Source organism: Enterobacter cloacae complex sp. ECC445 (assembly GCF_021892025.1).
Taxonomy (GTDB): domain Bacteria; phylum Pseudomonadota; class Gammaproteobacteria; order Enterobacterales; family Enterobacteriaceae; genus Enterobacter; species Enterobacter chengduensis.
Window position 1 is genome coordinate 57525 of sequence record NZ_JAKLRZ010000028.1, and the last position, 15505, is coordinate 73029.

Below are 15505 nucleotides of genomic sequence, written 5' to 3' on the forward strand. Positions count from 1 at the left end.
TCTGTTAAAGAGGGAGCCGCCGCGAGATGCTTATGCGCTTCATGTTGCTGATGTTGGCATTGACAAGCCTGTCCAGCCGGGCGCAGGCCATCAAAGAAAATATCGCCTTCGCGGTGATTGGCGAGCCGAAATACGCGGTCAATTTTACGCACTTTGATTACGTCAACCCTGCCGCACCCAAGGGCGGTAGGGTCACGCTTTCCGCCACGGGAACGTTCGATAATTTCAACCGCTTCGCCCTGCGCGGCGTGGCGGCCGCGCGAACGGAATCGCTTTACGATACGCTCTTCGTGACGTCTGATGATGAACCCGGCAGCTACTATCCGCTGATTGCCGATAACGTACGCTACGCCGATAACTTTGCCTGGGCGGAAATCTCGCTGAACCCGCGGGCGCGTTTTCATGACGGTACGCCGGTTAAGGCCAGCGACGTTGCGTTCACCTTCCATAAATTTATGACCGAAGGCGTGCCCCAGTTCCGCATCGTATACAAAGGCGCGTCCGTCAGCGCCATTGCGCCGCTCACCGTGCGCATTGAGCTGAGCGACCCCAACAAAGAGAATATGCTGAGCCTGTTCTCGCTGCCGGTGATGCCTGAATCGTTCTGGAAAAATCATAAGCTAAGCGACCCGCTCTCCACCCCGCCGCTGGCTGGCGGCCCCTACCGCATCACCGACTGGCGCATGGGGCAATATGTCGTTTACTCTCGCGTCAAAGACTACTGGGCGGCCAATCTGCCGGTAAACCGCGGGCGCTGGAACTTCGATACCCTTCGCTATGATTACTACCTCGACGATAACGTGGCGTTTGAAGCCTTCAAAGCCGGGGCCTTCGATTTACGCGTAGAGAGCAGCGCCAAAAACTGGGCGACCCGCTATATCGGCAAAAATTTCGCTAAAGGCTATATCGTCAAAGACGAGCACAAAAATGAGTCTGCTCAGGACACCCGCTGGCTGGCGTTTAATATTCAGCGCCCGGTATTCAGTGACCGCCGGGTGCGGGAAGCGATATCTCTGGCCTTTGATTTTGAATGGATGAACAAAGCGCTGTTTTACGGAGCCTACAGCCGCGCGAACAGCTATTTTCAGAATACCGAGTACGCCGCGCGGGATTATCCGAAAGCCGACGAGCTGGTCCTGCTGGCGCCGCTGAAGTCAGAGATCCCCCCGCAGGTGTTCACCACCGTGTTTCAGCCGCCCGCGTCGAACGGAGACGGTTACGACCGCGACAACCTGCTGAAAGCCAGCAAGCTGCTGGATGACGCAGGCTGGCACCTGAAAAATCAAAAGCGCGTGGACGCCAAAACGGGTAAGCCTCTCAGCTTTGAGCTGCTGCTCTCGTCCGGGGGCAACGATCAGTGGGTACTGCCGTTTAAGCATAACCTCGAGCGGCTGGGCGTGACCATGAACATTCGTCAGGTCGATAACGCCCAGATCACCAGCCGCATGCGCAGCCGTGATTACGACATGATGCAGCGCCTGTGGCCCGCGCAGCCCTGGCCCAGCTCGGACCTGCAAATCTCCTGGGCCTCCAGCTATATCGACTCCTCCTACAATGCGCCGGGGGTAAAAAGCCCGGCGGTTGACGCGCTGATTGCGAAAATCGTGGCGGCGCAGGGGGATAAAGAAAAGCTCCTGCCGCTCGGACGCGCCCTCGACAGGGTCTTAACCTGGAACTATTACATGCTGCCAATGTGGTACATGGGCGAAGATCGCCTTGCGCGCTGGGACAAGTTCTCCGTGCCTGCCGTGCGCCCCGTCTATTCCCTGGGCTTTGATACCTGGTGGTATGACGTTAACAAAGCCGCCAGACTTCCCGCTGAGCGGCGATAGGGAATCATCATGGGTGCCTATCTTATCCGTCGTCTCCTGCTGATCATCCCCACCCTGTGGGCCATCATCACGATTAACTTTTTTATCGTGCAAATCGCCCCTGGCGGCCCGGTCGATCAGGCGATTGCCGCCATTGAATTTGGCAACAGCGGCGGCATGCCGGGCGGCGGGGGTGAAGGCATGGGCGCGAGCCATGCGCGAACCGGCGTTGGCAATATCAGCGAAAGCCATTATCGCGGCGGACGCGGGCTGGATCCGGAAGTGATCGCCGAGATCACCCACCGCTACGGCTTTGACAAACCGATTCACGAGCGCTATTTCAAAATGCTCTGGGATTACATCCGCTTTGATTTTGGCGACAGCCTGTTTCGCAGCGCGTCAGTGTTAACGTTGATTAAGCAAAGCCTGCCGGTTTCGATCACGCTGGGGCTGTGGGGAACGCTGATTATCTATCTGGTCTCTATCCCGCTCGGGATCCGCAAAGCGGTGCATAACGGCAGCCGCTTCGATATCTGGAGCAGCACGTTCATCATCGTCGGCTATGCCATCCCGGCGTTCCTGTTTGCCGTCCTGCTGATCGTCTTTTTTGCCGGGGGCAGCTATTTCGACCTCTTCCCGCTGCGGGGGCTGGTCTCCGCCGATTTCAGTTCCCTGCCGTGGTATCAGAAAATCACCGACTACCTCTGGCACATCACGCTGCCGGTGCTGGCCACGGTCATTGGCGGGTTTGCCGCCCTGACCATGTTGACCAAAAATTCCTTTCTCGATGAAATTCGCAAGCAGTACGTGGTGACGGCCCGCGCCAAGGGCGTGAGCGAGAAGCAGATAATGTGGAAACACGTGTTCCGCAACGCCATGCTGCTGGTGATCGCCGGATTCCCGGCCACGTTTATCGGCATGTTTTTTACCGGATCGCTGCTGATCGAGGTGATGTTCTCGCTCAACGGTCTGGGGCTGCTGGGCTATGAGGCTACCGTATCGCGTGACTATCCGGTGATGTTCGGCACGCTCTATATTTTCACCCTGATTGGCCTGCTGCTGAATATCATCAGCGATATCAGCTATACGCTGGTCGATCCCCGAATCGATTTTGAGGGCCGCTGATGCCGCGTTTAAGCCCCGTCAACCAGGCCCGCTGGGCACGCTTTCGCCACAACCGCCGCGGCTACTGGTCGCTATGGATTTTTGCCGTCCTGTTTGCCTTGAGCATGTGTTCGGAGCTGATCGCCAACGACAAGCCGCTGCTGGTGCATTTTAACGACCGCTGGTACGTGCCGGTTATTGCCAACTACAGCGAAAGCGACTTTGGCGGCCCGTTTGCGACGCCGGCAGAGTATCAGGATCCGTGGCTGCGCCAGCAGATTGAGCAGCACGGCTGGGCGCTCTGGGCGCCGGTACGCTTCGGCGCAAACAGCATTAACTTTGCCACTACGACCCCCTTCCCTTCCCCGCCCTCCGCGCAAAACTGGCTGGGAACGGATGCCAACGGCGGAGACGTGCTGGCACGCATCCTGTACGGCACGCGCATTTCGCTGCTCTTTGGGCTGATGCTGACGATCTTCTCAAGCGTAATGGGCGTGGTGGCGGGCGCGGTTCAGGGCTACTACGGCGGGAAAATTGACCTGTGGGGCCAGCGGGTTATTGAAGTCTGGTCAGGCATGCCGACGCTGTTTCTGATCATCCTGCTTTCCAGCGTGGTACAGCCCAACTTCTGGTGGCTGTTAGGCATCACCGTGCTGTTCGGCTGGATGGCGCTGGTGGGCGTGGTGCGGGCCGAGTTTCTGCGCACCCGCAATTTCGACTATATCCGCGCCGCGCAGGCGCTTGGGGTGAGCGACCGGGGGATCATCTTCCGCCATATGCTGCCTAACGCCGTGGTGGCCACGCTCACCTTCCTGCCGTTTATTCTCTGCAGCTCCATCACCACCCTCACCTCACTGGATTTTCTGGGCTTCGGCCTGCCGCTGGGCTCTCCGTCGCTCGGCGAACTGCTGCTGCAGGGCAAGAACAACCTGCAGGCGCCGTGGTTAGGCATCGCCGCCTTTCTTTCCGTTGCCGTCCTGCTGTCGCTGCTGATTTTTATCGGCGAAGCCGTGCGCGATGCGTTCGATCCGAACAAGGCGGTATAAGATGACCCAGCCCCTTCTCAGTATTGATAACCTGTCGATTGCTTTTTCAAAGCACAGCGAGACGCGCACCGTGGTCACCGATCTGTCGCTGCAGATCCAGCCCGGTGAAACGCTGGCCCTGGTGGGTGAGTCGGGTTCAGGCAAGAGCGTTTCGGCGCTCTCCATCCTGCGGCTGCTGCCTTCACCGCCGGTGAGCTATCCGCAGGGGGATATTCTGTTTCACGGCCGTTCGCTGCTGCACGCCGACGAACCTACCCTGAGCGGCATTCGCGGCAACAAAATCGCGATGATCTTTCAGGAGCCGATGGTGTCGCTTAACCCGCTGCACAGCCTGGAAAAACAGCTCTATGAAGTGCTCTCCCTGCACCGGGGGATGCGCAAAGAGGCCGCGCGGGGCGAAATACTGGACTGTCTGGAACGAACAGGCATCCGCAACGCGGCCAAACGGCTTAATGATTTCCCGCATCAGCTCTCCGGCGGCGAACGCCAGCGCGTAATGATCGCCATGGCCCTGCTCACGCGGCCCGAACTGTTGATTGCCGACGAGCCTACAACGGCGCTGGACGTGACGGTACAGGCGCAAATACTGACGCTGCTGCGGGAGCTGCGCGACGAGCTGAACATGAGCCTGCTGTTTATCACGCATAACCTGAGCATTGTCAGAAAGCTGGCCGACAGCGTCGCGGTGATGCAAAACGGACGCTGCGTGGAACAGAATACCGCGTCCACGCTGCTGAGCGCGCCGCAGCACCCCTACACGCAGCGCCTGCTCGACAGCGAACCGTCCGGCGACCCGGTTCCTCTCGCGGCCGACAGCGCGCCGCTGCTGCGCGTTGAGGATCTCTCCGTGTCGTTCCCGATCCGCAAAGGTATTCTGCGGCGCATTGTCGATCGCAACTTGGTGCTGAAAAACATCCGCTTCTCGCTGCGCCCGGGGGAATCCCTGGGGCTGGTGGGCGAATCCGGCTCGGGCAAAAGCACCACCGGGCTGGCGCTGCTGCGCCTGATTGCCTCCGAGGGCGAGATCCTCTTTGACGACATGCCGCTGCACCGCTGGAGCCGCCGCCAGATGCTGCCCGTGCGGCCCCGCATGCAGGTGGTGTTTCAGGATCCTAACTCCTCGCTTAACCCGCGGCTCAGCGTGTTACAGATTGTCGAAGAGGGCCTGCGCGTGCACCAGCCCGGCCTGAGCGCGCCGCAGCGCGAGCAGGAGGTCATGCGGGTCATGGCCGAAGTGGGCCTTGATCCCGAGACCCGCCACCGTTATCCCGCTGAATTCTCCGGCGGGCAGCGCCAGCGTATTGCCATCGCCCGCGCGCTGATCCTGAAACCGGAGCTGATTATTCTGGATGAACCGACGTCATCGCTGGACAGAACCGTTCAGGCGCAGATCCTGGCGCTGCTGAAAGGGCTTCAGGAAAAGCACCGGCTGGCCTATATTTTTATCAGCCATGATTTGCAGGTGGTGAGGGCGCTATGCCATCAGGTGATTGTGTTACGTCAGGGAGAGGTGGTCGAGCAGGGTGAGTGCCAGCGCGTATTTAGCGCGCCAACGCAGCGCTACACGCGCCAGCTGTTGTCGGCAGACTAGCGGTCAGAACGGATACTGGCCGGAAAATGGCTCGGCAATGGCAACGCCAAAATTCTTCAGACGGCAGGTGGCGGCAAATTCGTCCTGGCTTTTCACAAACAGGCACGGCTCGCCTTCACACTCCAGCACGGAGCTGTCCACTTCGATATCCGTCAGGGCCTGGCTGAGACGCTCCATCACCCGCCATGCATTTTCGTCGCTCGGGCTCAACAGCTTGAGCGCCACGAGGCAGTTGTCACAGCCCGCGACGTTTTGCGGAATCGGTTCAACTTTCGAACCTGCAAAACCCGCCGACCAGCGATAGCTCTGGGGCAAGCGATGGACAATGGAGAGTTGTAATGTATTCACGTTCGTTCCCCGGAAGCAAAATTTACTTCACAATTTATTTACATTTATAGTAACACATCATCGCCAGCCTGCACTATTCAGCGCTTTTTTATCGGTGTACAGGCTCGCGTCGGCGCTATATGTACCCGTTTCTGCGATCTAACTCAACCTTTTTGAATACAATGATGTGACTTTTTACACAAATAGATTTTACATAAAATAAACAAACACAGCATAAACGAACGGGGTTTGGTTGATATGCGTCAACAAAAAAGGCCCTGCCGGGCCTTCTCTGTATTTTAGTGCGCCGCTTTTCGCGGTCGACTGGCGTAAAGATAGAAGAGTATCGAGCTGGTTGCGCAAAACGCCATCGCCCACAGCATGGGCCATGCCGTCGTAAAGGTGGCCATCGAAAGCAACGCGCCAACGACAGCACCGATGCCGAAGCGGAACGTCCCGGCCAGTGAGGATGCGGTTCCCGCCATGTGCGGAAACTCATCCAGGATCACCGCCATCGCATTGGATGAGACCATCGACACGCAGCCGACAAAGGCCGCCACGCCGACCACCAGCGCCCAGAAGCCCACGCCGAGAAACGCGCTAACCACCAGCCAGATAGCCATCACAAACTGAATCCACAGCCCGGCGCGGAACATGTTCAGCGCCCCCACCCGCCGGACAAAGCGGCTGTTGATGATGGTCATGATGAACAGGAAGACGATGTTCAGCGCAAAGTAATAGCCAAAGTGCTGCGGCGAAACGTGGTTCAGCTCGATGTAGACAAACGGCCCGGCGCTCAGGAAGGAGAACATCCCGGCGAAGCTGAACCCGCTCGCCAGCATATAGCTCAGCACGCGCTTGTGGCGAAACAGCGAGGCAAAGTTGCCCATTGTGGTACGAATGTGAAACTTCTGGCGGCGCTCGACGGGAAGCGTTTCGTCAATAAAGAAGAAAATCATCGCCGAGGCCAGCAGCGCGGCCAGGGCCAGGATCCAGAAAATGACATGCCAGCTAAACCACGCCAGCACCGCGCCACCGGCCATCGGCGCCACCAGCGGCGCAATCGTCGTGACCAGCATGACAAACGACATCATGCGGGAGAACTCTTCCTTCGGGTAGATGTCGCGCATCAGGGCGTTGATTACCACGCTGGCCGCTGCCGCCGCCAGGCCGTGGAAGAAGCGCATGACGATGAGCTGGTCGATACTCTGCGCCAGCGCGCAGGCAACCGCCGCGGCCGCAAAGACCAGCGTCCCGCCCAGAATGACGGGCTTGCGTCCAAGGCTGTCGGCCATCGGGCCATAAAACAGCTGGCCGAGGGCAAAGCCGAGAATATAGGTGCTGAGCGTCATCTGCGCGCTGCCCGCGGGAACGCCAAACTGCGCGGAAATCACCGGCAGCGCGGGCAGATACATATCGATAGACAGCGGCATCAGCATGGCCAGCAGGCCAAGAATGAAGACGATTTTGAACGACGAGTGTGGCCTGGTGGTCACAGAGTTCTCCTGAAATTAGTGCGAAGGCAGACCGACGCTGGCGATCTCTTCTTCCGTTAACGGGCGGTATTCGCCTGGCGCCAGGTCGGGATCGAGTTCAATCGCACCAATCCGCTCGCGGTGCAGGCCAACAACGCGGTTCCCCACCGCGGCAAACATGCGTTTCACCTGATGGTAGCGCCCTTCGCTGATGGTCAGGCGGACCTCGGTCGGCGTGATTACCTCAAGCACCGCCGGTTTGGTCAGGTCTTTTTCATTATGCAGCTGAACGCCTTTCGCGAAGTGCTCTGCCGTGTCATCCGCAACCGGCGACTCCAGCATAACCAGATAGGTTTTCTCGCAGTGGTGACGCGGAGAGGTGATGCGGTGCGACCACTGCCCGTCGTCGGTCATCAGCACCAGCCCGGTGGTGTCGATGTCGAGGCGGCCCGCGGCGTGCAGCTTGTGCGCCACCGGCTCGTCGAGGAAATAGAGTACCGTCGGGTGATCGGGATCGTCCGTTGAGCAGACGTAGCCTTCCGGCTTGTTGAGCATGAAGTAGCGCGGACCGTGCTGCTGGGTCAGCGGATTGCCGTCATACTCCACCTGATGGTCAGGTTGCAGTTTGAACGCGCTGTCTCTCACAATGTCGCCATCCACGGTAACGCGGCTGGCGCGAATTTCGCGCCCGGCAATAGCGCGGCTTACGCCGAGTTGCTGAGCGATAAACTTATCAAGTCGCATGAAATCTTTTTAGCCTTAATGGTGCTGGAAGTCGGACCGTGCGTCCGAAAAAAAGAAGCAGTCTGGAACGGTTCAGTATAATGGTCTGGTTGCGCCACTCAAGGGAAAAAGTTTCGTGGCATACTATGTGCGGAATAACGAAACCGAGACCCCATGACTTTTACACTTCGTCCCTATCAGCAGGAAGCCGTTGACGCCACCCTCGCCTGGTTCCGCAAACATCGCGAGCCGGCGGCGATTGTGCTCCCGACCGGCGCAGGCAAAAGCCTGGTCATCGCCGAACTGGCGCGCCTGGCCCGCGGCCGCGTGCTGGTGCTGGCGCACGTCAAAGAGCTCGTCGAGCAAAACCATGCCAAGTACCGTGCGCTTGGGCTGGAAGCCGACATTTTCGCCGCCGGGCTGAAGCGCAAAGAGAGCCACGGCAAAGTGGTCTTTGGCAGCGTGCAGTCGGTGGCCCGCAATCTGGATCGGTTTCGCAGCGAATTTTCGCTGCTGATTGTCGACGAATGCCACCGCATCAGCGATGACGACGACAGCCAGTATCAGCAAATCCTGACCCACCTTAAAGCGGTGAACCCTCACCTGCGCCTGCTCGGCCTGACGGCGACCCCGTTTCGCCTGGGGAAAGGCTGGATCTATCGCTACCACTATCACGGCATGGTGCGTGGCGATGAAAAAGCGCTGTTCAGCGACTGCATCTACGAACTTCCGCTGCGCTACATGATTAAACATGGCTACCTGACGCCGCCCGAGCGGCTGGATATGCCGGTGGTGCAGTACGATTTCAGCCGCCTGCAGGCGCAGAGCAACGGGTTATTCAGCGAAGCGGATCTTAACCAGGAGCTGAAAAAGCAAAAGCGCATTACCCCGCATATCGTCAGCCAGATAGAGGAGTTCGCCGCGACGCGCAAAGGGGTGATGATCTTTGCCGCCACCGTTGAGCACGCGCGCGAAATCACCGGCTTGCTGCCCTCCGGCGACGCGGCGTTAATCACCGGTGAGACGACCGGGCCGGAGCGCGACAGCCTGATTAACGCCTTTAAGGCCCAGCAGTTCCGCTATCTGGTCAACGTCTCGGTATTGACCACCGGCTTTGACGCCCCACACGTCGACCTGATCGCCATTTTGCGCCCGACCGAATCGGTCAGCCTGTATCAGCAGATTGTTGGCCGCGGCCTGCGCCTGGCTCCGGGAAAAACCGACTGCCTGATTCTGGATTATGCCGGTAACCCGCACGATCTCTATACGCCAGAGGTCGGCGCGCCAAAAGGGAAGAGCGACAACGTGCCCGTGCAGGTCTTTTGCCCTGCCTGCGGGTTTGCCAACACCTTCTGGGGAAAAACCACCGCCGACGGGACGCTGATCGAGCACTTTGGCCGCCGCTGTCAGGGCTGGTTTGAAGATGATGACGGGCATCGCGAGCAGTGCGATTTCCGCTTCCGCTTCAAAAACTGTCCGCAGTGCAACGCCGAAAACGATATCGCCGCCCGCCGCTGCCGCGAGTGCGACACGGTGCTGGTTGATCCGGACGACATGCTGAAAGCAGCATTAAAGCTGAAGGACGCGCTGGTGCTGCGCTGTTCCGGCATGGCCTTACAGCCCGGAGCCGATGAAAAAGGCGAATGGTTGAAAATCACCTATTACGATGAAGACGGCGCGGACGTCAGCGAGCGCTTCCGGGTGCAGACGCCCGCCCAGCGCATGGCCTTCGAACAGCTGTTTATCCGCCCGCACACCCGCACGCCGGGCGTGCCCCTGCGCTGGATCACCGTGGCCGATATCGTGCATCAGCAGGTGCTGCTACGCCACCCCGATTTCGTGGTCGCCCGCAAGAAAGGTCAGTTCTGGCAGGTACGTGAAAAGGTCTTTGACTACGAAGGGCGCTTCCGTCGCGCCAACGAAATGCGCGGGTAGCGGGACTTTTCATTGATGTGAGGGGCATTTGAGTATAAAATGCCGCCCGCTTCACATCCGTGAGGCAGAACACTCACCTGCTGCTGGGTCGCCTGTAGTAGGGTTTTAAATACAGAGAGAAATCAATGTTTACTATCGAAGCAGAAGTACGTAACGTGCAGGGTAAGGGTGCGAGCCGCCGCCTGCGTACCGCTAACAAGTTCCCGGCTATCGTTTACGGTGGCGAAGCTGCTCCAGTTGCAATCGAACTGGATCACGACAAACTGTGGAACCTGCAGACCAAAGCTGAATTCTACAGCGAAGTTCTGACCATCGTTGTTGGCGGTAAAGAAGAAAAAGTGAAAGTTCAGGCTGTTCAGCGTCACGCGTTCAAGCCAAAACTGACTCACATCGACTTCGTTCGCGCGTAATCGCAAACACGTCGAAAAAAACCCCGCTTCTGCGGGGTTTTTTGTGCCTGCTATTTACCGCCCGACGTGCGGCGCTGAAGCTGATCGCGCAGGTTCGGCGGCGTGCCTTTGATGGTCAGCGTGTCGGTGGCCGGATCCCAGAAGATACGTTCCCCCAGCAGCATCGCGTCAAAGTTGATGGTTAACCCACCGCCGCTGCCGGCAAACTTGGTTAGCTGACGCAGCGTGCTGCGATCCGCCGGGAAGCTCTCTTCGAGCTCATAGCCCTTTTCTGCGGTAAATTCCTGGAAGCTGACTTCGCTGACGCCCGCCAGCTCTTTTGACAGCGACTCCAGCTCAATCTCTTCCCCTGCCTGCAGCTGTTCGTTGCAGTAGCTGTAAACCTGCTGGCGCACCGTCTGGCGCTCAGATTTATCGAGCTGCGCTTCCGCCGTGAAGTCGTCTACCGCCTGGAGCAGCCCTTTGTTCTGCGCTTTGGCGTTGAGACCTTCGCTGGCACCGAGGAAGTCCATAAAGAAATCCGCCACTTTGCGGCCCACGCGCCCCTTAAGGAAAGTCAGGTAGCGGGTCGACTCCGGGTTGGTTTCCCATTCGGTCAAATCAATACGCGCCACGATATCCGCATGGTTGATATCCAGATAATGCGTTGAGCTGATGTCCAGCTGCTCGTTCACGCGCATGCTGCTTAAGTTGTTCAGCACGGAAACCAGCAGATACTCAACCGCCAGATAGCGGTAGTGGCAGAACAGCACGATCCCGCCGTCGGCGAAGGGATATTTCGCCAGCTCGTCGCGCAGACGCCCGGTTGCGGCGCGGCTAAACGCCAGGAAATCCTCCTCGCCCTGACGCTGCAGGCGCAGGCTATCGGCCAGCTCGCTCTCTTCGCTGAACAGGCCATAGGCTTTATTTTTGGCGCTGTAGACGCGATGCAGCTCTGCCATCATCTCCACCACGGTCGCCGTGGGTTCCAGTAACGAATCGCGCAGCACCACTTCAAGGGTTTGCTCATCACGCTTGATAAGCTGGTGCAAGGCAATCTGGTTGATTTCCAGACTCATGATAAACTCTCCTTTTAGACCGGGCGGTATTCAACCACCACCAGGACATGTGTGCAACAACAGATAAAAAAGGGGAAAAAAAGCTGTTGCTACGGTAATATGTTGCCCTTTCATCAACAAACTGATTTTGATTTATGCCACAACATTCCCGCTACAGTGATGAACACGTTGAACAACTGCTCAGTGAGCTGGTCAACGTACTGGAAAAACATAAAACGCCGACCGATCTCTCCCTGATGGTTTTGGGAAATATGGTCACCAACCTGATTAACACCAGCGTTGCTCCGGCTCAGCGTCAGGCGATCGCAAAATCTTTCGCCCAGGCTTTACAATCGTCCGTCAGCAACGACCCGGCCCATTAAGGGATACGAACAACAGTTTATGGTGACGAATCGTCAGCGCTATCGTGAAAAAGTCTCCCAGATGGTCAGCTGGGGGCACTGGTTTGCCCTGTTCAACATTCTGCTGGCGGCGGTCATTGGCTGTCGCTATCTGTTTGTCGCAGACTGGCCAACCACGCTAACCGGGCGTATCTACTCCTGGATAAGCGTTGTCGGTCACTTTAGCTTTTTGGTTTTCGCCACCTATCTGCTGATCCTGTTCCCCCTGACGTTTATCGTCATGTCGCAGCGTCTGATGCGGTTCTTGTCCGTCATCCTTGCGACGGCGGGGATGACGCTGCTGCTTATCGACAGTGAAGTCTTCACCCGCTTCCACCTGCATCTCAACCCCATCGTCTGGGAACTGGTGATTAACCCCGACCAGAACGAAACGGCACGCGACTGGCAGCTGATGTTTATCAGCGTTCCGGTAATCCTGCTGATTGAGATGCTGTTTGCCACCTGGAGCTGGCAAAAACTGCGCAGCCTGACCCGTCGACGCCACTACGCGAAGCCCGTCGCCGCGCTCTTTTTCGTCTCCTTTATCAGTTCGCACATCATGTACATCTGGGCGGATGCGAACTTCTATCGCCCGATTACCATGCAGCGCGCTAATCTGCCGCTCTCTTATCCGATGACGGCCCGTCGCTTCCTCGAGAAACACGGCCTGCTTGATGCGCAGGAGTACCAGCGCCGCCTGGTCGAACAGGGTAATCCGGAAGCCGTCAGCGTGCAGTATCCGCTGAGCGACCTGCGCTATCGCGATATGGGCCGCGGGCAAAACGTCCTGCTGATCACCGTTGACGGTCTGAACTATTCCCGTTACGAGAAGCAGATGCCGGTGCTGGCCGATTTTGCGAGTCAAAACGTCTCGTTTACTCAGCATATGAGCTCCGGTAACACAACCGATGCGGGCATCTTTGGCCTCTTCTATGGCATTTCAGCCGGCTACATGGACGGCGTTCTGTCTACCCGCACGCCGGCGGCGCTGATCACCGGGCTGAATCAGCAGGGCTATCAGCTTGGGCTGTTCTCCTCCGATGGCTTTAACAGCCCGCTCTACCGCCAGGCGCTGCTGTCCGATTTCTCCCTGCCGGCGGCACAGAATCAGTCCGATGCGCAGACCGCGAGCCAGTGGATAAACTGGCTGCAGCGCTACGCCCAGGAAGATAACCGCTGGTTCTCATGGGTTGCCTTTAACGGCACAACGCTTGCGAACAGCAACCAGAATGACTTCGCGCGCCGCTATGGCCGCGCGGCGGGAAATGTTGATGCGCAGATTGGCCGCGTGCTTGACGCGCTACGCGAGTCCGGCAAGCTGGATAACACCGTGGTGATCGTCACCGCAGGCCACGGCGTCCCGTTAGGTGACGAGACGAAGAGCATGAGCTGGTCTCGTCCGAACCTGCAGGTTCCACTGGTGATCCACTGGCCCGGCACGCCGGCACAGCGCATCAATATGCTTACCGAGCATAAAGATGTCATGACGACCCTGATGCAACGCCTGCTGCACGTCAGCACGCCAGCAAACGAGTATTCGCAGGGGCAGGATCTCTTCAGCGCCGCTCGCCGCCATAACTGGGTCACGGCGGCGGGGAATAATACGCTGGTGGTGACCACGCCTAAGCTAACGCTGGTGCTGAACAGTAACGGGAATTACCAGACGTATAACCTGGAGGGTGAGCGGCTGCAAGACCAGAAACCGCAGCTGAGCCTGCTGCTGCAGGTTCTGACGGATGAGAAACGCTTCATCGCTAACTGATTAATAATAAACCAGTTAGCGACGGATTCCCTTGCATTCGAAACGGAATCGAGTAGTATTCTTTCTATGCGTCGGCACGTAGCGCAGCCTGGTAGCGCACCGTCATGGGGTGTCGGGGGTCGGAGGTTCAAATCCTCTCGTGCCGACCAAAAACACATTGAAAACCAGCCTCTTACGGCTGGTTTTTTATTTCGCCTCGTCCGGCGTTTTACGCAGGTACACCAGCGTCCCCAGACAAATCACCGCTCCGGCATAAAAGGTATATTCCGCACCAAAGGTTTCCCAAATCGCGCCGGCTCCCACGCTGGCGATTAATAATCCCACGCCGCTGACCAGACTAAAAATACCGAAAGCCGTGCCGCGAAGATCGGGCGGTGCGGTTTTCGCAATCATTGCCGCCAGCAGCCCCTGCGTCATCCCCATATGCACTCCCCAAAGCGCAACGCCTAAGATGACGCCGAGCCAGTGGTTACTCAGTGCCAGCACAATATCTGCGCCAATCAACACCATCAGCCCCCACTGCAGAAGTCGGGTATGGCTAATGCCATCAGAAAGTTTGCCAAAAGGATAAGCCGAAAGAGAATAGAGCACGTTCATAGCCACCATCACCAGCGGAATAAGGGCCAGAGCAACTCCCGACTGCTGCGCACGCAATACCAGAAAAGCCTCGCTGAATCGGGCAAGCGTGAACACGGCACCCAGGCCAATCACCCACCAGCACGCTTTACCCAGCCGCCTTAAATTTTCTCGTTTAATGGGATTAGTACGTTTATGTTCGAGGGGCGTTTTCGGCTCCTGAAGGCCAAAATAGAGCAAGGCAACTGAAAGCAGACCGGGGATAAGGGCTATCCAGAAAACAGTGCGAAAGTCATTGTCCAACAACAGCATTAAGCCTACGGCCAGTAATGGGCCCAGAAATGCTCCTGTGGTATCCATTGACTGACGCAGGCCATATGCCGCCCCGCGCATATCCGGCGGCGTGACGTCTGCTACCAGTGCGTCCCGCGGAGCGCCCCGGATCCCCTTCCCCGTTCGGTCCATCAGGCGTGCGCCCAAAACCATCCCTGAAGACGAAGCCACAGCGAAAAGGGGCTTACTTAACGCCCCCAGGCCATACCCTAACAGGGCTAGCCCCTTGCGCTGTCCAAGGTAGTCGCTGATCGCCCCAGAGAACACCTTAATAAAAAGCGCGGTGGCCTCGGCCAGCCCTTCAATCAGGCCGATAAACAGCACGCTCGTACCAAGGGTAGTCATCATAAAAAGGGGCAGCAGGCTGTGAATACTCTCTGACGAGATATCCATCAACATGCTTACGCCTCCCACAACCCAGACGCCTTTGGGGATCTGACTGAGCACTGGAAATCTGGCACGCATCCATCACTCCTGCTTTAAAAACAGTTGCCTGAATGCATACAGAATAGGATACCGCGGATTAAAAAAACCTGAGCAGACGTAGATGAGAATAAAAAAAGCCATCCGGCAGGATGGCTCAATCATCGCTGATCAGTGATTAGTGCTTCTCACGTCCGCCCAGGAAGAAAATGCCCAGCGGGATGGCCAGCAGAACGGTGAACACCAGGCTGTAGACGAAGATCATCGCCGATTGCAGGACATACATGCTGGTTGTCCAGGCGGAGAGAGGAATGTTGTACTGTTCGATAACGCCCACAATGGTGGCCCGCCCCACGCACGCGGCAGCAATCATAAACACGACCAGCAGCGCCAGGAGGAATTTGCGGCCTTCAGGCGTTTTCAGTTTTGCACGAACCATCTCTCTTCCCTTTTACAGATGAATAACATTATAGGCGGTCTAAAATAACACAAACGCCTGCCGGACTCCACGCCAGTACAAAACGCTACTTAAATGGCAATTATGCGGTTTA

At 57.6% G+C, this 15505-nt stretch carries 14 protein-coding genes and 1 tRNA gene; 9 read left to right on the forward strand and 6 right to left on the reverse strand.

Going from position 1 to position 15505, the window contains the following annotated elements:
- Positions 1-26 precede the first annotated feature (26 nt).
- The 4 genes from L6R44_RS19995 to yejF are packed head-to-tail and all read left to right on the forward strand — an operon-like array spanning position 27 to position 5552.
- Positions 27-1832: an extracellular solute-binding protein gene (locus L6R44_RS19995; RefSeq protein WP_237425206.1), complete on the forward strand. Its 1806-nt coding sequence runs from the start codon at positions 27-29 to the stop codon at positions 1830-1832.
- A 9-nt stretch (positions 1833-1841) separates the two neighbouring features.
- Positions 1842-2936: a microcin C ABC transporter permease YejB gene (locus L6R44_RS20000; protein ID WP_237425207.1), complete on the forward strand. Its 1095-nt coding sequence runs from the start codon at positions 1842-1844 to the stop codon at positions 2934-2936.
- Positions 2936-3961, forward strand: coding sequence for an ABC transporter permease (locus L6R44_RS20005; protein WP_032641818.1), 1026 nt, complete (start codon positions 2936-2938; stop codon positions 3959-3961). Before L6R44_RS20000 ends, L6R44_RS20005 begins: the two co-directional genes overlap by 1 nt.
- Before the next feature lies 1 nt (position 3962).
- The gene (yejF, locus tag L6R44_RS20010) at positions 3963-5552 is read left to right on the forward strand and encodes a microcin C ABC transporter ATP-binding protein YejF (protein WP_237425208.1); all 1590 of its coding nucleotides are present in this window, start codon (positions 3963-3965) and stop codon (positions 5550-5552) included.
- A gap of 3 nt (positions 5553-5555) precedes the next feature.
- On the opposite strand, the gene L6R44_RS20015 is transcribed toward yejF, so the two are convergent.
- The 3 genes from L6R44_RS20015 to rsuA form a co-directional block, all read right to left on the reverse strand.
- A complete protein-coding gene (locus L6R44_RS20015) occupies positions 5556-5900 on the reverse strand; it encodes a YejG family protein (RefSeq protein ID WP_032641823.1) in 345 nt (114 codons plus the stop codon).
- Between the two features lie 278 nt (positions 5901-6178).
- Positions 6179-7375, reverse strand: coding sequence for a Bcr/CflA family multidrug efflux MFS transporter (locus L6R44_RS20020; RefSeq protein ID WP_237425209.1), 1197 nt, complete (start codon positions 7373-7375; stop codon positions 6179-6181).
- Between the two features lie 15 nt (positions 7376-7390).
- Positions 7391-8098, reverse strand: a complete 708-nt coding sequence (gene rsuA, locus L6R44_RS20025) for a 16S rRNA pseudouridine(516) synthase RsuA (protein ID WP_237425210.1) — start codon at positions 8096-8098, stop codon at positions 7391-7393.
- 153 nt (positions 8099-8251) lie between these two features.
- Here rsuA and L6R44_RS20030 point away from each other — a divergent pair, with 153 nt between their 5' ends.
- Positions 8252-10012, forward strand: coding sequence for a DEAD/DEAH box helicase (locus L6R44_RS20030; protein WP_237425211.1), 1761 nt, complete (start codon positions 8252-8254; stop codon positions 10010-10012).
- 125 nt (positions 10013-10137) lie between these two features.
- Positions 10138-10422 (forward strand): 50S ribosomal protein L25, encoded by a 285-nt coding sequence (gene rplY, locus L6R44_RS20035; protein ID WP_008500956.1) that lies wholly within the window; start codon positions 10138-10140, stop codon positions 10420-10422.
- Positions 10423-10472: 50 nt separating this feature from the next.
- On the opposite strand, the gene yejK is transcribed toward rplY, so the two are convergent.
- Positions 10473-11480 (reverse strand): nucleoid-associated protein YejK, encoded by a 1008-nt coding sequence (yejK, locus tag L6R44_RS20040; RefSeq protein WP_032641831.1) that lies wholly within the window; start codon positions 11478-11480, stop codon positions 10473-10475.
- Positions 11481-11614: 134 nt separating this feature from the next.
- Between yejK and L6R44_RS20045 the strand changes: the two genes are divergently transcribed.
- The 3 genes from L6R44_RS20045 to L6R44_RS20055 all read left to right on the forward strand — a co-directional run bounded on the left by L6R44_RS20045 (position 11615) and on the right by L6R44_RS20055 (position 13771).
- Positions 11615-11842 (forward strand): YejL family protein, encoded by a 228-nt coding sequence (locus L6R44_RS20045; protein WP_008500958.1) that lies wholly within the window; start codon positions 11615-11617, stop codon positions 11840-11842.
- Positions 11843-11861: 19 nt separating this feature from the next.
- Positions 11862-13622 carry an LPS biosynthesis-modulating metalloenzyme YejM gene (gene yejM, locus L6R44_RS20050; protein WP_237425212.1) on the forward strand — a complete coding sequence of 587 codons (1761 nt, stop codon included), beginning with the start codon at positions 11862-11864 and terminating at the stop codon, positions 13620-13622.
- Positions 13623-13694: 72 nt separating this feature from the next.
- Positions 13695-13771: transfer RNA gene (locus L6R44_RS20055), tRNA-Pro, on the forward strand.
- Between the two features lie 37 nt (positions 13772-13808).
- Here L6R44_RS20055 and L6R44_RS20060 read toward each other — a convergent pair.
- The gene (locus L6R44_RS20060) at positions 13809-14996 is read right to left on the reverse strand and encodes an MFS transporter (RefSeq protein ID WP_237425213.1); all 1188 of its coding nucleotides are present in this window, start codon (positions 14994-14996) and stop codon (positions 13809-13811) included.
- Positions 14997-15132: 136 nt separating this feature from the next.
- Positions 15133-15393, reverse strand: coding sequence for a DUF2534 family protein (locus L6R44_RS20065; protein ID WP_008500962.1), 261 nt, complete (start codon positions 15391-15393; stop codon positions 15133-15135).
- Between the last annotated feature and the right edge of the window lie 112 nt (positions 15394-15505).